The following is a 15,541-nucleotide window of genomic DNA, read 5'->3' as shown; positions in this document are numbered from 1 at the left end:
CGTCACCGAAGTCCTGATACACCAACTGTCACCCATGTCCTGATGCAGAACTGTCACCGATGTCTTGAGACATCACAGGTTCCCTCTGCGGAGTCGGTGGCGCGTTTGAATGAGCGGTTTGAGCGGCGTTATCCGTCGGTGACGCCGGAGTCGGCGGTTTTGGTGGAGCGGATTTGTGGGGCGGGGCGGGCGGAGAATCGGGCGGCGGCGGCGCAGTTGGTGGCGATTGGGGAGTTGTTCGCGTTGCGGTTGAGTCGGTGTCGCGAGACTGAGGACTGGGCGGTGGACACCGAGGCGGCGGTGAGTGCTGAGGTGGCGGCGGCGTTGCGGATCAGCCAGGGGTTGGCTGGTAGTCGGTTGCGGTATGCGCGGGCGATGCGTGAGCAGTTGCCGAAGGTGGCTGAGGTGTTTGCGGCCGGGGATATCACGTTGCGGCTGTTTCAGACGATCACCTATCGCATTGATTTGATCACCGATCGTGAGGTGTTGGCGAGGGTGGATGCGGAGTTGGCGGTCGCGGTGGTGCGGTGGCCGTCGCTGACGGCGAGTCGGTTGGCGGGAAAGATCGATCGGATCGTGGCGAAGGCCGATGCGGATGCGGTGCGGCGACGCAAGGCGCGGCAGGCTGAGCGCGAGATCGTGTTCGCGGATCAGGGTGAGGGCGCTGTGTCGGAGATCTACGGCAGCTTGTTCACCGTTGATGCTCGTGCGTTGGATAAGGCGTTGGACGGGTTGGCGGGCACGGTGTGTGAGCATGATCCGCGTAGTCGTGGGCAGCGGCGTGCCGATGCGATGGGTGCGTTGGCGGCCCGGGCGGATCGGTTGGGATGTCGCTGCGGGCGCACCGATTGTGGTGTGGGAGGCCGTGCGGCGGCTTCGCCGGTGGTGATTCATGTGATCGCGGGGCACGACAGTGTCGCCGGGGCCGGTGAAGAGTCGGGGTCGATGGTGGAGGCCGATGGGCTTGTTCCGCCGGAGTTGATCGCTGAGTTGGCGAAGTCCTCACCGCTGGTGCCGTTGGTGCATCCGGTGGATGCCCCGGCGGAGTCGGGGTATGTGCCGTCGAAGGCGTTGGCTGATTTTGTGCGGTGTCGGGATGTGACGTGTCGGTGGCCGGGTTGTGATCGTCGGGCATTTGACTGCGATATCGACCACACGATCGCGTTCGGTGATGGTGGGCCCACTCATGCGTCGAATCTGAAATGTTATTGCCGTACTCATCATTTGGTGAAAACGTTTTGGGGTTGGCGAGATCAGCAGTTGCCTGATGCGACGGTGATCCTGACCTCGCCGTCGGGGCGGAGCTATGTCAGCACACCGGGCAGCTCACTGCTGTTTCCGCGCTTGTGTGTGTCTACCGGGGAATTGGCGCCACCGCAGCGGGCATCGGATAGTCCGTGTGGGGAGCGCATCGCGATGATGCCCAGGCGTCGGCGCACCCGTGCCCAGAACCGGGCGGCGCGCATCAATACCGAACGCAGTCAGAATCGCAACGCCCGCGAAGCCCGCCGCGCCGCCCGCCAAGCCACCTGGTTCCCCCGGGCATCAGCCGACCCGGACGACGACCCGCCGCCCTTCTAACGGTCCTAGGCCGCTGATCTTTTGGGGGCGGAACCGAGAGCAACGACCACGCCGGCCGCGGCGAGCGACAGCGCCCCAACCACCCACAAGCCGGCCTTGCTGTCGCCGGTCAGATCCGTCAGCCAGCCCGTGACGTAGGGGCCGCCGAAGCCGCTCAGGTTGCCCAGCGAATTGATCAAGGCGATCCCTCCGGCCGCCGCCGTTCCGGTGAGGAATTGCGACGGCAGCGCCCAGAAAGCCGGCATCGCGCACATGATCGAGCACGTCGACGCCGTGATCGCGAGCATCGCCAGGTACGGGTTGGCCATGTACAGCGCCGCGGGAATGCTCACGCCCCCGATGATCGCGGGGATCGCCACATGCCAGACGCGTTCTCCCGTCCGGTCGGCATGGCGTGCCCACGGGACCATCACGACGGCGGCGACGGCGAACGGAATCGCGGTCACGACGCCGCGCCCGATGATGCTCAGGTGACTGCCGTACTGCTGCTCGAACCCGGCGACAATGGTCGGCAGGAAGAACCCGACGGCGTACAGGCCGTAGACGATCCCGAAGTAGACGAACGCCAGGGCCAGCATTCGCCGATGACTGAGCGCCTTCGTGAGCGACCAATGCTGACCTGCCTCGGCTGCAGCCCGCTCGCCGGCGAGCGTCGTTTCCAGCCACTGCCGCTCATCGGCGTCGAGCCAGCGTGCATCCGCCGGGCGGTCGGTCAGGTAGAACCAGCACACGAACGCGATCGCAATCGCGGGCAGCCCCTCGACGAGGAACATGAAACGCCACCCGGCGAGACCGAAAACACCATGGCCCCAGTCGATGACGAGCGAGGACAAGGTGTAGCTGATCGCTGTCGAGACCGGCACCGCCACCATGAAAAGCGAGATCGCCCGCGACCGCTGCTTCTCCGGAAACCAGAACGTGAGATAGAGGATGATGCCCGGGAAGAACCCGGCCTCAGCCACCCCGAGCAGGAACCGCAGCACGACCAGCGTTGGTGCGTTGGGCACGAAAGCGATTGCGGTGCTGACGATTCCCCAGGTCAGCATGATGCGAGCCAGCCAACGCCGGCCACCGAACTTGTGGAGCGCGATGTTGCTGGGTATCTCCAGGAACAAATAACCGAGGAAGAAGATCCCCGAGGCGAACCCGAACATCGTCGCGGTCATGCCGAGTTCGTCGTTCATGCCGTTGGGGCCGGCGAAGCCGATGTTGACGCGATCGAGGTAATTGATGAAATAGAGCAGTGCCAGGAAGGGAATGAGACGGCGAGTCACCTTCGCCATCGCGACGCTGCCGACCACGGGCCCAGCGGACCCGGCGGGTTCGGCGGCCATCGGCTGACTTAGGCGTCCTTCACCTTGGCCATCGCCAGCACATCGAGGCGTTTGTCCAGCTCGGCCTCCGACAGCTTGTCGCCGATCAGGCCGCGGTCGATCACGGTCTGGCGAATGGTCTTGCGTTCCTTGAGGGCCTGCTTGGCCACCGCGGCGGCCTCCTCGTAGCCGATCGCGGAGTTCAGCGGCGTCACGATCGACGGGCTGGACTCGGCCAACTCGCGCAGGTGCTCGACGTTGGCGACCAGCCCGACGATGCAGCGCTCGGCGAACAGCTGTGAGACGTTGGTCAGCAGCTTGAAGGACTCCAGCATGTTGCGGGCCATCATCGGGATGTAGACGTTGAGCTCGAAGGCGCCGTTGCCGCCGCCCCAGGCGATCGCCGCGTCGTTGCCGATCACCTGCGCTGCCACCTGGGTGACCGCTTCGGGCAGAACGGGATTCACTTTGCCGGGCATGATGGAGCTGCCCGGCTGAAGGTCGGGCAGTTGAATCTCGGCGAGACCGGTCAGCGGGCCCGAGCCCATCCAGCGGATGTCGTTGGCGATCTTGGTCAGCGACACCGCGATGGTGCGCAGCGCCCCGGACGCTTCGACCAATCCGTCGCGCGCCGCCTGGGCCTCGAATGAGTTCGCCGCGTTGCGTAGCTCGGTGATCCCGGTCTCGGCGACCAGCACCTCGACCACCTTGGCGCCGAAGCCGTCGGGGGCGTTCAGCCCGGTGCCGACGGCGGTGCCGCCGATCGCCAGCTCACCCAGACGCGGCAGCGTCGACTGCACCCGCTCGATGCCCGCGGCGATCTGGCGGGCGTAACCGGAGAACTCCTGACCCAGCGTCACCGGCACGGCGTCCATCAGGTGGGTGCGGCCCGATTTCACCACCGTGCGCCATTCGGAGGCCTTGGCGGCCAGCGCGTCGTGCAGCACCTGCAGTGCCGGAATCAGGTGGCGCACCGCAGCTTCGGTGGCCGCGATGTGGGTAGCGGTCGGGAAGGTGTCGTTGGACGACTGCGACATGTTCACGTCGTCGTTGGGGTGCACCGTCACCCCGTTGGCGGCCGCGATCGACGCGATCACCTCGTTGGTGTTCATGTTGGAACTGGTGCCCGAACCGGTCTGGAACACGTCGATGGGGAACTGGTCGTCGTGCTTACCGTCGGCGATCTCCGCGGCGGCGGCCTTGATCGCGGCGGCCTTCTCCGGAGCCAGCAGGCCCAGATCGGCGTTCACCTGCGCGCAGGCGCTCTTCAGCAATCCGAGTGCCCGGATCTGGGTGCGCTCCAGGCCGCGACCGGAGATCGGGAAGTTCTCCACCGCACGCTGGGTCTGCGCGCGCCACAAGGCGTTCACCGGCACCCGGACCTCGCCCATGGTGTCGTGTTCGATGCGGTATTCGGTGTCGCTCATAGGTTTTAAGTCCTCGCTTGACGGTCAGGGCAGCGGATAGGCGGCAGTGGAATCGCCGGTGAAGTCGACCGCCGAATACTCGTTGAGCTTCGACAGCCGGTGGTATGCCTCGATCATCCGGACGGTGCCGGACTTCGAGCGCATCACGATCGACTGGGTGGTGCAGCCGCCGGGGTAGTAGCGCACCCCTTTGAGCAGGTCGCCATCGGTGACGCCGGTCGCACAGAAGAACACGTTGTCGCCGGAGACGAGATGCTCGGTGGTCAGCACCTCGTCCAGGTCATAGCCGGCGTCCAGGGCCTTCTGCCGCTCGGCATCGTCGGTGGGCGCCAGCTGGGCCTGGATGGCGCCGCCCATGCAGCGGATCGCGGCGGCGGCGATGATGCCCTCCGGGGTGCCGCCGATCCCGGCGAGCATGTCGGTGCCCGAGTCGGGCCGGCACGCCGAGATGGCGCCGGCCACGTCACCGTCGGTGATCAGCCGGATCCGTGCCCCCGTGGCGCGCACGTCGTGGATGAGCTGGGCGTGCCGGGGCCGGTCCAGGATGCACACGGTCATGTCCCGCTCCGACAGGCCCTTGACCTTGGCGACCGCGCGGATGTTCTCTGCGATCGGCTTGGTGATGTCCAGTACGTGGGCGGCTTCCGGGCCGACGGCGATCTTGTTCATGTAGAACACCGCCGACGGGTCGAACATCGAGCCGCGGTCGGCCACCGCCAGCACCGAGATGGCGTTGGGCATGCCCTTGCTCATCAGGGTGGTCCCGTCGACCGGGTCGACAGCGAAATCGCAGTCGGGGCCGTCGCCGTTGCCGACCTCTTCACCGTTGTAGAGCATCGGTGCGTGGTCCTTCTCGCCCTCACCGATCACCACGACGCCACGCATCGACACCGAGTTCACCAGCTCGCGCATCGCGTCCACGGCCGCGCCGTCGCCACCCTCCTTGTCGCCGCGGCCCACCCAGCGGCCGGAGGCCATCGCTCCGGCCTCGGTCACGCGCACCAGTTCCATGGCCAGGTTGCGGTCTGGGGCTTCTCGTCGAGGTGGTCCCGTCATGCCAGTCACGGCTGTTCATTCTCCCAGAGCCGGATCAGCACCACTGAGCTGGGATACTGGCAGCGTGACCACCGAGCCCCAGCCAGCGCCCCAGCCGGCCAAGCCACGTCTGCTGCAGGACGGCCGCGACATGTTCTGGTCGATCGCGCCGCTGGTCCTGGCCTGCATCGTGCTGGCCGGTCTGGCCGGGACCTGCTCTTTCCGGCCGGGCGGAACCACCGCCGGGCCGGTGCCGTCCTACGACGTCGTCGCCGCGCTGAACGCCGACGCGCAGACGCTGGGCTTCCCGGTCCGTCTGCCGAAGCTGCCGGAAGGTTGGCAACCCAACTCGGGCAGCCGCGGCAGCATCACCGACGGGCGCACCGACCCGTCCGGTCAGCGGCTGCGCGCGGTGACCTCCAGGGTCGGTTACCTGGACCCGACCGGGATGTACGTCAGCCTGACCCAGAGCAACGCCGACGAGACAGCGCTGGTCGCCGCGATCCACCCCGGGCTGCATCCCACCGGTACCGAAGACGTCGACGGCACCCGGTGGGTGGTGTACCAAGGCGAAAGCGACCCGGTGTGGACCACCCGGCTGATGTCAAAGTCCGAGGCGGCCCAGCTCGCGATCACCGGCTCGGGCGGTGCGCAGCAGTTCCGAGTGCTGGCGGCAGCCACCCAATCGCAGGCGCCGTTGCCCAACCACCGAAAGGATCACCCATGACCGCACCCGAAGCCGACCTGACCGGCTGGACCCCGACACCGTTCGCCGGCGGCGGATTCACCCACGACGTGTACCGCAAGGGCGCGGGGCCGGGCGTGGTGCTGATCCCGGAGGTTCCCGGAATTCACCCTGCCGTGCTGGGGCTGGGCAACCACCTGGTCGACAACGGTTTCACCGTGGCGATCCCGTCGCTGTTCGGCACGCCGGGCAAAGCGATCACTCCCGGCTACGCGCTGACCACGATGGCCCGCCTGTGCGTGACGCGCGAATTCGCGGCACTGGCCACCAATGCGCAACGCCCGGTGACCGCGTTCCTGCGGGCGCTGGCCCGCGACCTCAACGAACACACTCCCGGCAAGGGCGTCGGGGTGATCGGTCAGTGCTTCACCGGTGGCTTCGCACTGGCCGCCGCCGTCGACGACAGTGTGCTGGCGCCGGTGCTCAGCCAGCCCTCGGTACCGTTCCCGTTGACACCCAAGCAGCGCCGGGACGCCGGACTCTCCGACATCGAGTTGGGGGTCATCGCCGACCGGGCCGCCAACGAAGGACTATGCGCGATCGGGCTGCGGTTCAGCGAGGACAAGATGGCGCCTGGCGAACGCTTCGGCACCTTGAAAGCACGCCTGGGTGACGCATTCGAGGTCATCGAGATCGACTCGTCGCCGGGCAACCCGCACGGCCTTTCCCGGATGGCGCACTCGGTGCTCACCGATCAGGTCCGTGAGGTCGAGGGGCACCCGGCCTACGAGGCGCGTAAGCGGGTCGTCGAATTCCTCACTGAGCGGCTGGCTCCTTAACCGCCTTGCGACGCAGCCGCCACTTTCGGCGGGCTTTGGGTTCGTCATCGCCGGTCTGCATCTCCACGCCGTGATACACCGCCAGATAGACGTCGATGGTGGTGACGATGATGATCATCAGCACCGGACCGATCACGATGCCCCAGAACCCGAACATGCCGATCCCGGCGAACACGGCCAGCAGCATCAGCGCCGAATTGAGTCGGGCGTCGCGTGGCACCAGGATCGGGCGCAAGAAGTTGTCGATGTTGGTCACGACGATCAGGTGGAATGCCACCACGAACACCCCGCCGGCGACGTTGCCGAACAGGGCCATGCCGATGCCGAACGGAATGGTCGCGATGCCCCCGCCGAGTGGGATGACCGACAGCGCGGTCAGCAGGATCGCGAACACGAAGAACGCCTGGTGGAACCCGGCGATGTAGATGGAGACGGCCCCGGCAACGCCCTGGCAGAACGCGATGACGAACTGGCCGCCGACGGTGCCGCGCACCATTGAGCCCATCTTGGCCAGGTACAGATCGGTGACTTCGGCGCCGAGCGGGTTGAGTTGGCGGGCCAGGGTCTGTAGTTCCTCGCGGTGGGTCAACAGGGCGAGGAACACGTACAGGAAGATGATTGCCGAGGTGATCGCCCCGACCACACCCCCGGCGGCGCCCTGCAGCACGTGCAGCAGCAATTCGCCGCCTTTCTGCGCCACGTCCACCATCGCCTCACGTACTGACGCCATGGTCAGCTGGACGTGCACGAATGGAATCCGCTCCAGCAGGCCGTTGACGAACTTCAGGGCCTTGTCGCCGAGTGCGTTGGGGTCGGTGGCCTGCACCCACTCCGCCACGTCGCCGACGGTGCGGGTGATCTGGATGACGGCCAAAAAGATCGTCAGGCCGACCGGGACGATGACGGCGATCAGCGCGGCCAGCAGCGTGCCGGTGGCTGCCAGCCCGGTGGGCAGGCGCCGACTCAACGCACGGAACAGCGGGGTGAACAGGTAGGCGCCCACCGCAGCCACCACGATCAGTACGAAATAGGTGCGCAGGAAGTACGCCCCGAACAGCAGCGCGATAACGGTGAAGACCGCCAGCGCGCGTCGCTGAGTGGGGGTGAAGTCGGAGTTCACGGGCGCGGATCGTCCCACTTGTCGGCGATGGCTCCCCACGGGTCGGCGAACTTCTTGCCGGTGCCGTAGTAGGGGGCGCGCCACCCCAGCACCACGCGGGCCAGTGGCGCTATCACCCGCAGCAGGTATCGCTTCGGGCCGGCCTTCGCCGCCGTCTCCGCCAGTATCTGCGGCCAGGAGTAGTGCTGGAAGCCCAGCGCCTCCTGGGCGCGACTGGAATCCATCCAGTCGGTGTTGAACCAGTCCTCGTCGCGCTCGGGGTTGCCGGGCAGGCCGGCGGGCAGCCCGTTCACCAAGCCCATCGCGGCGGCCATCGCCGGTGCGACGTCGCGCTGGAGCAGGCGGTGGGTGTCGTCGCCGCCGATCAGCAGGGTCTCCCCGACGACGGGGGCAGTGGTGGCCGCGACGAACGCCGACGCGACGTCACGGACGTCGACGGTCTGCAGCCTGCCGTCGGCCGGCAACAACTGCTCGAAATAGAGGCTTTCGAGCTTGACGTAGGGCCCCGGGTCGACCGTCATCACCCCGCCCAGTCGCAGGATCACCCAATCCAGCCCGGAGTCGCGAACCAGTCGTTCGGCTTGCACCTTGTGGTCGCCGTACAGGTCGGCCGGATTGGTCGGGGTGTCGGCGGTCAGCACGCCGGCGACGGCATGGGGATTGCGGGAGCCGTACACCGCGATGCTGGAGGCCTGTACGTAGCGGGGCGGGTCGGGCTGGGCGGCTGCCGCGGCCAGCAAGTGCCCGGTGGCCTCGACGTTGACCTTGCGGGCCAGCTCGCGGTGCCCATAGATAAGAGGAGGAATCACCGCGGCCAGATGGATGATCGCGGCGGGTTTGACGGTGCCGACGAGGTCACCGACCGCTGCCGGGTCGGTGAGGTCGGCGTAGCGCACCTGAACCGATTTCGGCAGTTTGGCCGCCGCCTCGCGGTTGGCGGGGATTTCCAAATCAGTCGCTACGACGTCCCGACCGTCCGCGACCAATTGCCGTAGCACCGCCGAACCGACCAGACCGAACGCGCCGGTCACCAGCACCGTCTCCACGAGCACCTCCTCAACCACCGTGATCCTTCCGTGAAAATCCGGCCTGCGACAACTGTTCGGAACAAACACGTCGCCTAGCAGCCGTCCCTACTGTGACGATCACGTAACAAAAGCTCAGCTAGCTGCGGATAAGCATATTCTTGGCCGATCGGTTGATTTGACGGATCGGCGGGGTCGGGATGACCGCAACCACATGCCGGGTGTGCGGTGTCGAACCACTGGAGAATGCACGGTTCTGCCACTCCTGTGGTTCGCCGATAACTGCTGCCGCAGTGCCGGCGGAATTCAAACAGGTGACGATTCTTTTCGCCGACGTGGTCCATTCGATGGATATCGCGGCGGCAGTGGGTGCCGAGCGGTTGCGCGAGATCATGGCGCAGTTGTTCGATCAGTGCGCGGCGGTGGTGCGGCGTTATGGCGGGACCGTGGACAAGTTCACCGGGGACGGGATCATGGCGGTGTTCGGTGCGCCGATCGCGTTGGAGGATCACGCGTTTCGGGCGTGCCTGGCGGCCTTGGAGATTCAGGGTGCTGAGGAGGCCGGACTGCAACTGCGGGTTGGTCTGAACTCTGGTGAGGTGGTCGCAGGTGAAATCGGTTCCGGGCCGGGCAGTTACACCACGATCGGTGAGCAGGTTGGGCTGGCGCAGCGGATGGAGTCCGTGGCAGCTCCGGGTGGGGTGATGCTGAGCGAAGCGACCGCGCGACTGGTCGAGGACCACGTGATGCTGGGTGAGTCGGAGCTAGTGCAGATCAAGGGCGCCGCCGAACCGGTGCGAGCGTATCGGCTGTTGGCGGTGTCATCGGATCGTCGACAGGCCGGTCGGCAAGATCCGTCTTTGGTGGGCCGCAGCTGGGAGCTGGGCGCACTGGCCGGCATGCTCGATCAAGCGATCGAAGGTAGCGGTTGTGTGGTGGGTGTCATCGGGCCGCCGGGTATTGGTAAGAGCCGCATCGCCCGCGAAGTCGCGGCCCTGGCGCAGCAGCGGGGTATCGAGGTGTTCACCACGTACTGCGAGTCGCACGCCAGCGAAATCCCGTTCTACACGGTGAATTCGTTGCTGCGCACGGCGCTCGGGGTGAGCTCGCTCGGCGACGAATCAGCACGCGTACGGGTCAGGGAGCGTGTTCCTGATGCCGACCCGCAGGACCTGTTGCTGCTCGATGACCTACTCGGCATTGCTGACAGTGGTGTCGAATTGCCCGTGATCGATCCCGATGCCCGACAGCGGCGGCTGACCCGGTTGGTCAACACCATCTCGTTGGCCCGCCAAACCCCTGCGGTGTTCGTCATCGAAGACACGCATTGGATCGATGGGGTCAGCGAATCGCTGGTGGCGGATTTTCTCGCGGTGATTCCGCAAACCCCGTCGTTGGTGTTGATCACCTACCGGCCCGAATATCGTGGCGAGTTGGCCCGGGTATCGAACTCGCAGACGATCACCCTTGCAGCGCTGAATGCTTCGCAGACGTCTGCGCTTGCCGGTGATCTCGTCGGTTCGCATCCGTCGGTTGCCCACTTGGCTGCCCGGGTCGCTGAGCGGGCGGCCGGGAACCCGTTCTTCGCCGAGGAGATGGTGCGCGATCTGGCCGAACGGGCCGTGTTGTCCGGCGAGCGCGGCAGCTATATCTGCCACAGCGACCCGGCCGACGTCGCGGTGCCCGCTACCTTGCAGGCCACCATCGCCGCCCGTATCGATCGGCTCGAGCCTGCTGCCAAACAGACCTTGAATGCGGCCGCGGTCATCGGGTTGCGGTTCAGCGCCGAGCAATTGGCCTTGCTCGACACGCATTCGCAGACAGGGTCATTGGTCGCTGCCGAACTTATCGATCAGGTGCGGTTCACCCCGTATGCCGAATATGCATTCCACCATCCGCTGGTCCGCACCGTCGCCTACGAGTCGCAACTCAAATCGAGTCGCGCCGTGCTGCATCGACGATTGGCCGCCGCAATCGAGCAGCGTCACCCCAATGCACTAGACGAGAACGCCGCGCTGATCGCCGAACACCTCGAAGCCGCAGGCGATCTGCACGCAACATTTGACTGGCACATGCGCGCCGGCACGTGGCTGACCCATCGGAACATGATCGCGGCACGGGCCAGTTGGCAGCGTGCGCGCAACGTCGCCGACCGATTGCCCGACTCGGACTCGGAACGCACCGCACTGCGGATCGCCCCGCGGACGCTGCTGTGCGCCACATCGTGGTTTGCCGGCGGCACCCTGGCCGATACCGGGTTTGATGAACTCCGCGGCCTTGCCGGCGCTGCCGATGACAAGGTGTCGCTGGCGATGGGGATGGCGGGATGGCTGCCGGCCTTGATTGTGCACGCCCGGTTCCCGGAAGCATCGTTGTTGGCTTCCGAGCTGACCAGCCTGCTCGAATCGATCGGCGACCCGACGTTGACCCTCGGGTTGCTCTACAGTGCGCTCGCCGCCAAGTTCCAGCGCGCCGAGATGACCGAAGTCGTGCAGCTGGCGCAACGGATGATCGACCTCGCTGACGGGGATGCCACCAAGGGCGATCTGATAGTCGCCTCTCCGTTGGCGTGCGCAATCATGTTGCGGGGCTGCGCACGATGTTGCCTGGGTGACCACGGTTGGCGAGACGACGTCGAGCACGCGGCAACGATGCTCCGGGCATTCGAACCGTCGTTCCGCGCGGTCACACTGCTGTTCAAGTACACCCTCATCGGTGGCGGTGTGTGGCGGCCTGACGCTGCCGCGTTGCAGGAGACGGCTGAGGTGCTCGCGCTCGCGGAGCGATCCGGCGACGATCTCACCCTCGCATCCGCCCGACAGGTGCGCGGCATCGCCTTGATGGAGCAGGACGGACCCGGTCGTGAAGAGGGCTTGGCCCTGCTTGCCGCAGCCCGTGAGGCCGCGGTGCAAGAGCGCTTCACGATGATTGCGGCCTATTACGCCGACAATGTTTTCGCCCAGGAGCATGCCCGGGCCGGCGATCTCGACGGCGCGATCGCCCTGTCGCGAGTCGTCCTCGAGAAGCTGTTCGTCTCAGGCGATGTACTCGGGCTTGGACAGGCCACCGCCGTTCTGGGAGGGCTTTTACTGCTCAGAGGTACAGACACCGACGTGCGAGAAGTGCAGGCGCTTATCGACCGGCTGGCGGCCGTGCCGACCGAGCCGGGGTTCGTCGTGCACGACATCTGGCTGCTCCGGGTGCGGGCGCTGCTGGCCCGGGCGAACGGAGATGCGGACGGCTACCGGGATCTGGTCGCCGGCTACCGAAAGATGGCCGACGACCTTGGTTTTGAGGGCCATATCGCGCTGGCGGAGGCGATGACATGACCGCCTGCGCGGAGTGTGGCACCGAGGTGCGGGAGAACGCCAAATTCTGTTCCGAGTGTGGTGCGTCCGTCGCGTCGACTCATCGCACGGCCGAGTACAAACAAGTCACGGTGCTTTTCGCCGATGTGGTGCATTCAATGGACATCGCCTCGGCGGTGGGGGCCGAACGTCTGCGCGAGATCATGACCGAGTTGTTCGGTCGGTGTTCGGCGGTGGTGCGGCGCTATGGCGGGACGGTGGACAAGTTCATCGGCGACGCCATCATGGCCGTGTTCGGTGCGCCGGTGGCGTTGGAGGACCATGCCTTTCGGGCATGTCTGGCGGCGTTAGATATCCAACAGCAGGCCCGGGGGCTGGCCGATGAGGTGCAACGTCAGGACGGCATCGCACTTCGGTTGCGAGCGGGATTGAACTCGGGCCGGGTGGTTGCCGGTGAACTCGGCTCCAACCCGGTGAGCTACACCGCGATCGGCGAGCAGGTCGGCTTGGCGCAGCGGATGGAGTCGGTGGCGCCAGCGGGTGGGGTGATGCTGAGTGCGTCGACGGCACGGCTGGTTGAAGATGTCGCCGCGTTGGGTGAGCTGGAGTTGGTTCATATCAAAGGCGCTGCAGAGCCGGTGCCGGCGCGCCAGCTGCTGGGGGCGTCGTCGGATCGTCAACACGCCGGACGGCAGGATCCGTCGTTGGTGGGTCGCAGTCGGGAGATGGGCGCACTGACCGGCATGCTCGATGCGGCGATCAGCGGTGCCGGTTGTGTGGTCGGTATCGTCGGGCCGCCCGGTATTGGCAAGAGCCGCATGGTCCGCGAAGTCAATGCGGTGGCGCAGCAGCGGGGTATCGAGATATTCGCCGCCTACTGCGAGTCGCACGCCAGCGAAGTCCCTTTTCACATTGTGACGTCGTTGCTGCGCACCGCGCTGGGGGTGGACGGCCTCGATGGCGAAGCGGCACGCGCGCGGGTGCGGGAGCGCGCGCCTACTGCTGATCCGCAGGATCTGCTGTTGCTCGACGACCTGCTCGGTATTCGCGATAGCGGGGTTGAACTGCCGGCTATCGACCCTGACGCCCGGCGGCGGCGGTTGACGCGGTTGGTCAATACCGTCTCGCTGGCCCGCCGGACTCCGGCGGTGTACGTCGCTGAGGACGCGCATTGGATCGACGAGGTCAGCGAGTTGTTGCTGGCGGATCTTCTGACCGTGATCCCGCAAACCCCGTCGTTGGTGGTGATCACCTATCGGCCGGAATATCGAGGTGTGCTGACGCGGATACCGAATATGCAGATGATCAACTTGGCACCGTTGAACGCATTGCAATCCGCGACGCTCACAACCGAACTGATGGGTTCACACCCGTCGGTGACGACGCTTTCCGAACAGGTCATCGAGCGAGCGGCAGGAAATCCGTTTTTCGCCGAAGAGATGGTGCGCGATCTGGCTGAGCGTGGCGTGCTGATTGGGGTCCGTGGTAACTATGTCTGCCACACCGGCGAGGCTGATGTCGCGGTGCCTGCCACTTTGCAGGCGACCATCGCCGCCCGCATCGACCGGCTCGACCCCGTCGCCAAACGGACACTGAACGCGGCAGCGGTTATCGGGATGCGGTTCGGCGCTGAGCAGTTGGCGCTGCTCGATGACGAAGCCGAGATCGACCGTTTGATCGCTGTCGAACTTGTTGATCGGGTGCGGTTCGCGCCGTGCCCGGAGTATGTCTTCCATCACCCACTGAACCGGATCGTGGCCTACGAATCCCAGCTCACGTCGCAGCGTGCCGAGCTGCATCGGCGGCTGGCGGCCGCCATCGAGCAGCGCGACCCGGATGCGCTCGACGAGAACGCGGCGCTGATCGCTGAGCATGTCGAGGCTGCCGAGGACCTGCCCGCCGCGTTCGGCTGGCACATGCGGGCGGGGGGATGGGCGCAATATCGCGACATCAGGGCTGCGCGAGTCAGCTGGGCACGCGCACGGCAAGTCGCCGACCGGTTGCCCACCGGCTACCCAGACCGGGTGTCGATGCGCATCGCCCCGCGGACGCTGCTATGCGGGAGCGCCAGCTGGGTCGGCGGCAGCGTCGCCGACGCGGGCTTCGACGAACTGCGCGAGCTCTGCACCGTGGCGGGCGACACGGTGTCGCTGGTCATCGGCATGGCCGGCCTGATGTCGGTGCTGCTGTTACACAACCGGTTCCGGGAATCGGCACGGGTTGCATCGGACTGCAGCCGGCTGCTCGAGTCGATCGGCGATCCGGTGTTAACCGTCGGGGTTGGCGGCGCACCGAGCAACGCGATGTGGCAGGCGGGCGCGGTGGCCGAAGGCCTGCGCTTGGCACAGCTCGTCATCGACCTGGCTGAAGGCGACTCCACCAAGGGCAACCTGTTGGTCGGATCACCGTTGGCGTTCGCGTTCGCATACCGTGGCTCCAACCGGTATTGCCTCGGGGTTTCAGGCTGGCAGGAAGACTTTGATCAGGCAATCGCGATGGCCGGCGGCGATGCGACGTCCTACGTCCTCGCCGTGCTCTGCAAGTACGGCTTCGCCGGCCATGTCGGGGTATTGCTGTCCGGCGCGTCGGCTGAGCGGGACAGCGCCGACGCACTGGAGATGGCCGAGCATTCCGGCGGCGACTTCGCGGTGGATTTCGCTCGGCTGAGTCGAGGCCTCATTCTCGTCAATCGGGGCGGTTCGCAACGTAGTGCCGGCTTGGCGCTACTTGCCCGATACCGCAAAGCTCAACTGCGGCACGGCTATGCAGACAACGTTGTGCGGGTTGTTGACACCGAGCTCGCGAGGGAGAAGGCCCGGGTCGGCGACGTCGATGGCGCCATTGAGCTAGCGCGCGCGGTCGTGGACTACCTGTTCGACACGGGTGAGATGGCCACGCGCGGTGAAGCCACCAGGGTGTTCGTGGAGTCACTGCTGCAGCGCAGCACCGACGCCGACCTCGCAGATGCCCAGGCAACCGTCGACCGGTTGGCGGCGGTGCCGACCGACCCGGGCTTCGTGCTGTTCGAGATTCCGTTGCTGCGACTGCGGGCGTTGATAGCCCGCGCCAACGGTGATGAGAACGGATATCGCGCCTTCGCCGACCGCTACCTCAAGCGGGCCACCGAGGTTGGCTACGAAGGCCATATGGCGTTAGCGGAGGCGATGCTGTGAGCTCAGAGCCCTTGTCGTGGCCCCTGATCGGCCGT

Annotated in this window: 10 protein-coding genes; 5 read left to right on the top strand and 5 right to left on the bottom strand. The window is 66.1% G+C overall.

The window, feature by feature from the left end; genetic code table 11:
* Nucleotides 1-42: 42 nt before the first annotated feature.
* Nucleotides 43-1,581 carry an HNH endonuclease signature motif containing protein gene (locus tag ACZYY4_RS18080; protein WP_463811377.1) on the top strand — a complete coding sequence of 513 codons (1,539 nt, stop codon included), beginning with the start codon at nt 43-45 and terminating at the stop codon, nt 1,579-1,581.
* Nucleotides 1,582-1,586: 5 nt separating this feature from the next.
* On the opposite strand, the gene ACZYY4_RS18075 is transcribed toward ACZYY4_RS18080, so the two are convergent.
* Genes ACZYY4_RS18075 through glpX form a run of 3 tightly spaced genes read right to left on the bottom strand, consistent with a single transcriptional unit; the run spans nt 1,587 to nt 5,377 of the window.
* Entirely contained in the window at nt 1,587-2,915 is a 1,329-nt protein-coding gene (locus ACZYY4_RS18075) for an MFS transporter (RefSeq protein ID WP_463811363.1), read from the bottom strand.
* 8 nt (nt 2,916-2,923) lie between these two features.
* Entirely contained in the window at nt 2,924-4,321 is a 1,398-nt protein-coding gene (locus tag ACZYY4_RS18070; RefSeq protein ID WP_463811362.1) for a class II fumarate hydratase, read from the bottom strand.
* Nucleotides 4,322-4,345: 24 nt separating this feature from the next.
* Nucleotides 4,346-5,377: a class II fructose-bisphosphatase gene (gene glpX, locus ACZYY4_RS18065; RefSeq protein ID WP_463811361.1), complete on the bottom strand. Its 1,032-nt coding sequence runs from the start codon at nt 5,375-5,377 to the stop codon at nt 4,346-4,348.
* A 64-nt stretch (nt 5,378-5,441) separates the two neighbouring features.
* On the opposite strand from glpX, the gene ACZYY4_RS18060 reads away from it, so the two are divergent.
* On the top strand, nt 5,442-6,083 hold the full coding sequence (locus ACZYY4_RS18060; protein ID WP_463811360.1) for a DUF4245 domain-containing protein: 642 nt from the start codon (nt 5,442-5,444) through the stop codon (nt 6,081-6,083).
* Nucleotides 6,080-6,880 carry a dienelactone hydrolase family protein gene (locus ACZYY4_RS18055; RefSeq protein ID WP_463811359.1) on the top strand — a complete coding sequence of 267 codons (801 nt, stop codon included), beginning with the start codon at nt 6,080-6,082 and terminating at the stop codon, nt 6,878-6,880. The genes ACZYY4_RS18060 and ACZYY4_RS18055 overlap by 4 nt, the downstream gene beginning before the upstream one ends.
* Here ACZYY4_RS18055 and ACZYY4_RS18050 read toward each other — a convergent pair.
* Complete coding sequence (locus ACZYY4_RS18050) at nt 6,858-8,000, bottom strand: AI-2E family transporter (protein WP_463811358.1); 1,143 nt, start codon at nt 7,998-8,000, stop codon at nt 6,858-6,860. The genes ACZYY4_RS18055 and ACZYY4_RS18050 overlap by 23 nt on opposite strands.
* Nucleotides 7,997-9,064 (bottom strand): NAD-dependent epimerase/dehydratase family protein, encoded by a 1,068-nt coding sequence (locus ACZYY4_RS18045; RefSeq protein WP_463811357.1) that lies wholly within the window; start codon nt 9,062-9,064, stop codon nt 7,997-7,999. Before ACZYY4_RS18045 ends, ACZYY4_RS18050 begins: the two co-directional genes overlap by 4 nt.
* A gap of 161 nt (nt 9,065-9,225) precedes the next feature.
* Between ACZYY4_RS18045 and ACZYY4_RS18040 the strand changes: the two genes are divergently transcribed.
* The gene (locus tag ACZYY4_RS18040; RefSeq protein ID WP_463811356.1) at nt 9,226-12,354 is read left to right on the top strand and encodes an ATP-binding protein; all 3,129 of its coding nucleotides are present in this window, start codon (nt 9,226-9,228) and stop codon (nt 12,352-12,354) included.
* Nucleotides 12,351-15,506, top strand: coding sequence for an AAA family ATPase (locus ACZYY4_RS18035; RefSeq protein WP_463811355.1), 3,156 nt, complete (start codon nt 12,351-12,353; stop codon nt 15,504-15,506). Before ACZYY4_RS18040 ends, ACZYY4_RS18035 begins: the two co-directional genes overlap by 4 nt.
* Nucleotides 15,507-15,541 lie beyond the last annotated feature (35 nt).

Source organism: Mycobacterium sp. IDUB_21 (genome assembly GCF_055419425.1).
The sequence above is the reverse complement of the archived record's forward strand: the minus strand, read 5'-3'. Positions and strand labels throughout refer to the sequence as shown.

Excerpts from the sequence above, each read along its gene's own strand:
- ACZYY4_RS18080 (WP_463811377.1), top strand. The coding sequence starts at position 43 with ATGCAGAACTGTCACCGATGTCTTGAGACATCACAGGTTCCCTCTGCG.
- ACZYY4_RS18075 (WP_463811363.1), bottom strand. The coding sequence starts at position 2,915 with ATGGCCGCCGAACCCGCCGGGTCCGCTGGGCCCGTGGTCGGCAGCGTC.
- ACZYY4_RS18070 (WP_463811362.1), bottom strand. The coding sequence starts at position 4,321 with ATGAGCGACACCGAATACCGCATCGAACACGACACCATGGGCGAGGTC.
- glpX (WP_463811361.1), bottom strand. The coding sequence starts at position 5,377 with ATGACGGGACCACCTCGACGAGAAGCCCCAGACCGCAACCTGGCCATG.
- ACZYY4_RS18055 (WP_463811359.1), top strand. The coding sequence starts at position 6,080 with ATGACCGCACCCGAAGCCGACCTGACCGGCTGGACCCCGACACCGTTC.
- ACZYY4_RS18040 (WP_463811356.1), top strand. The coding sequence starts at position 9,226 with ATGACCGCAACCACATGCCGGGTGTGCGGTGTCGAACCACTGGAGAAT.
- ACZYY4_RS18035 (WP_463811355.1), top strand. The coding sequence starts at position 12,351 with ATGACCGCCTGCGCGGAGTGTGGCACCGAGGTGCGGGAGAACGCCAAA.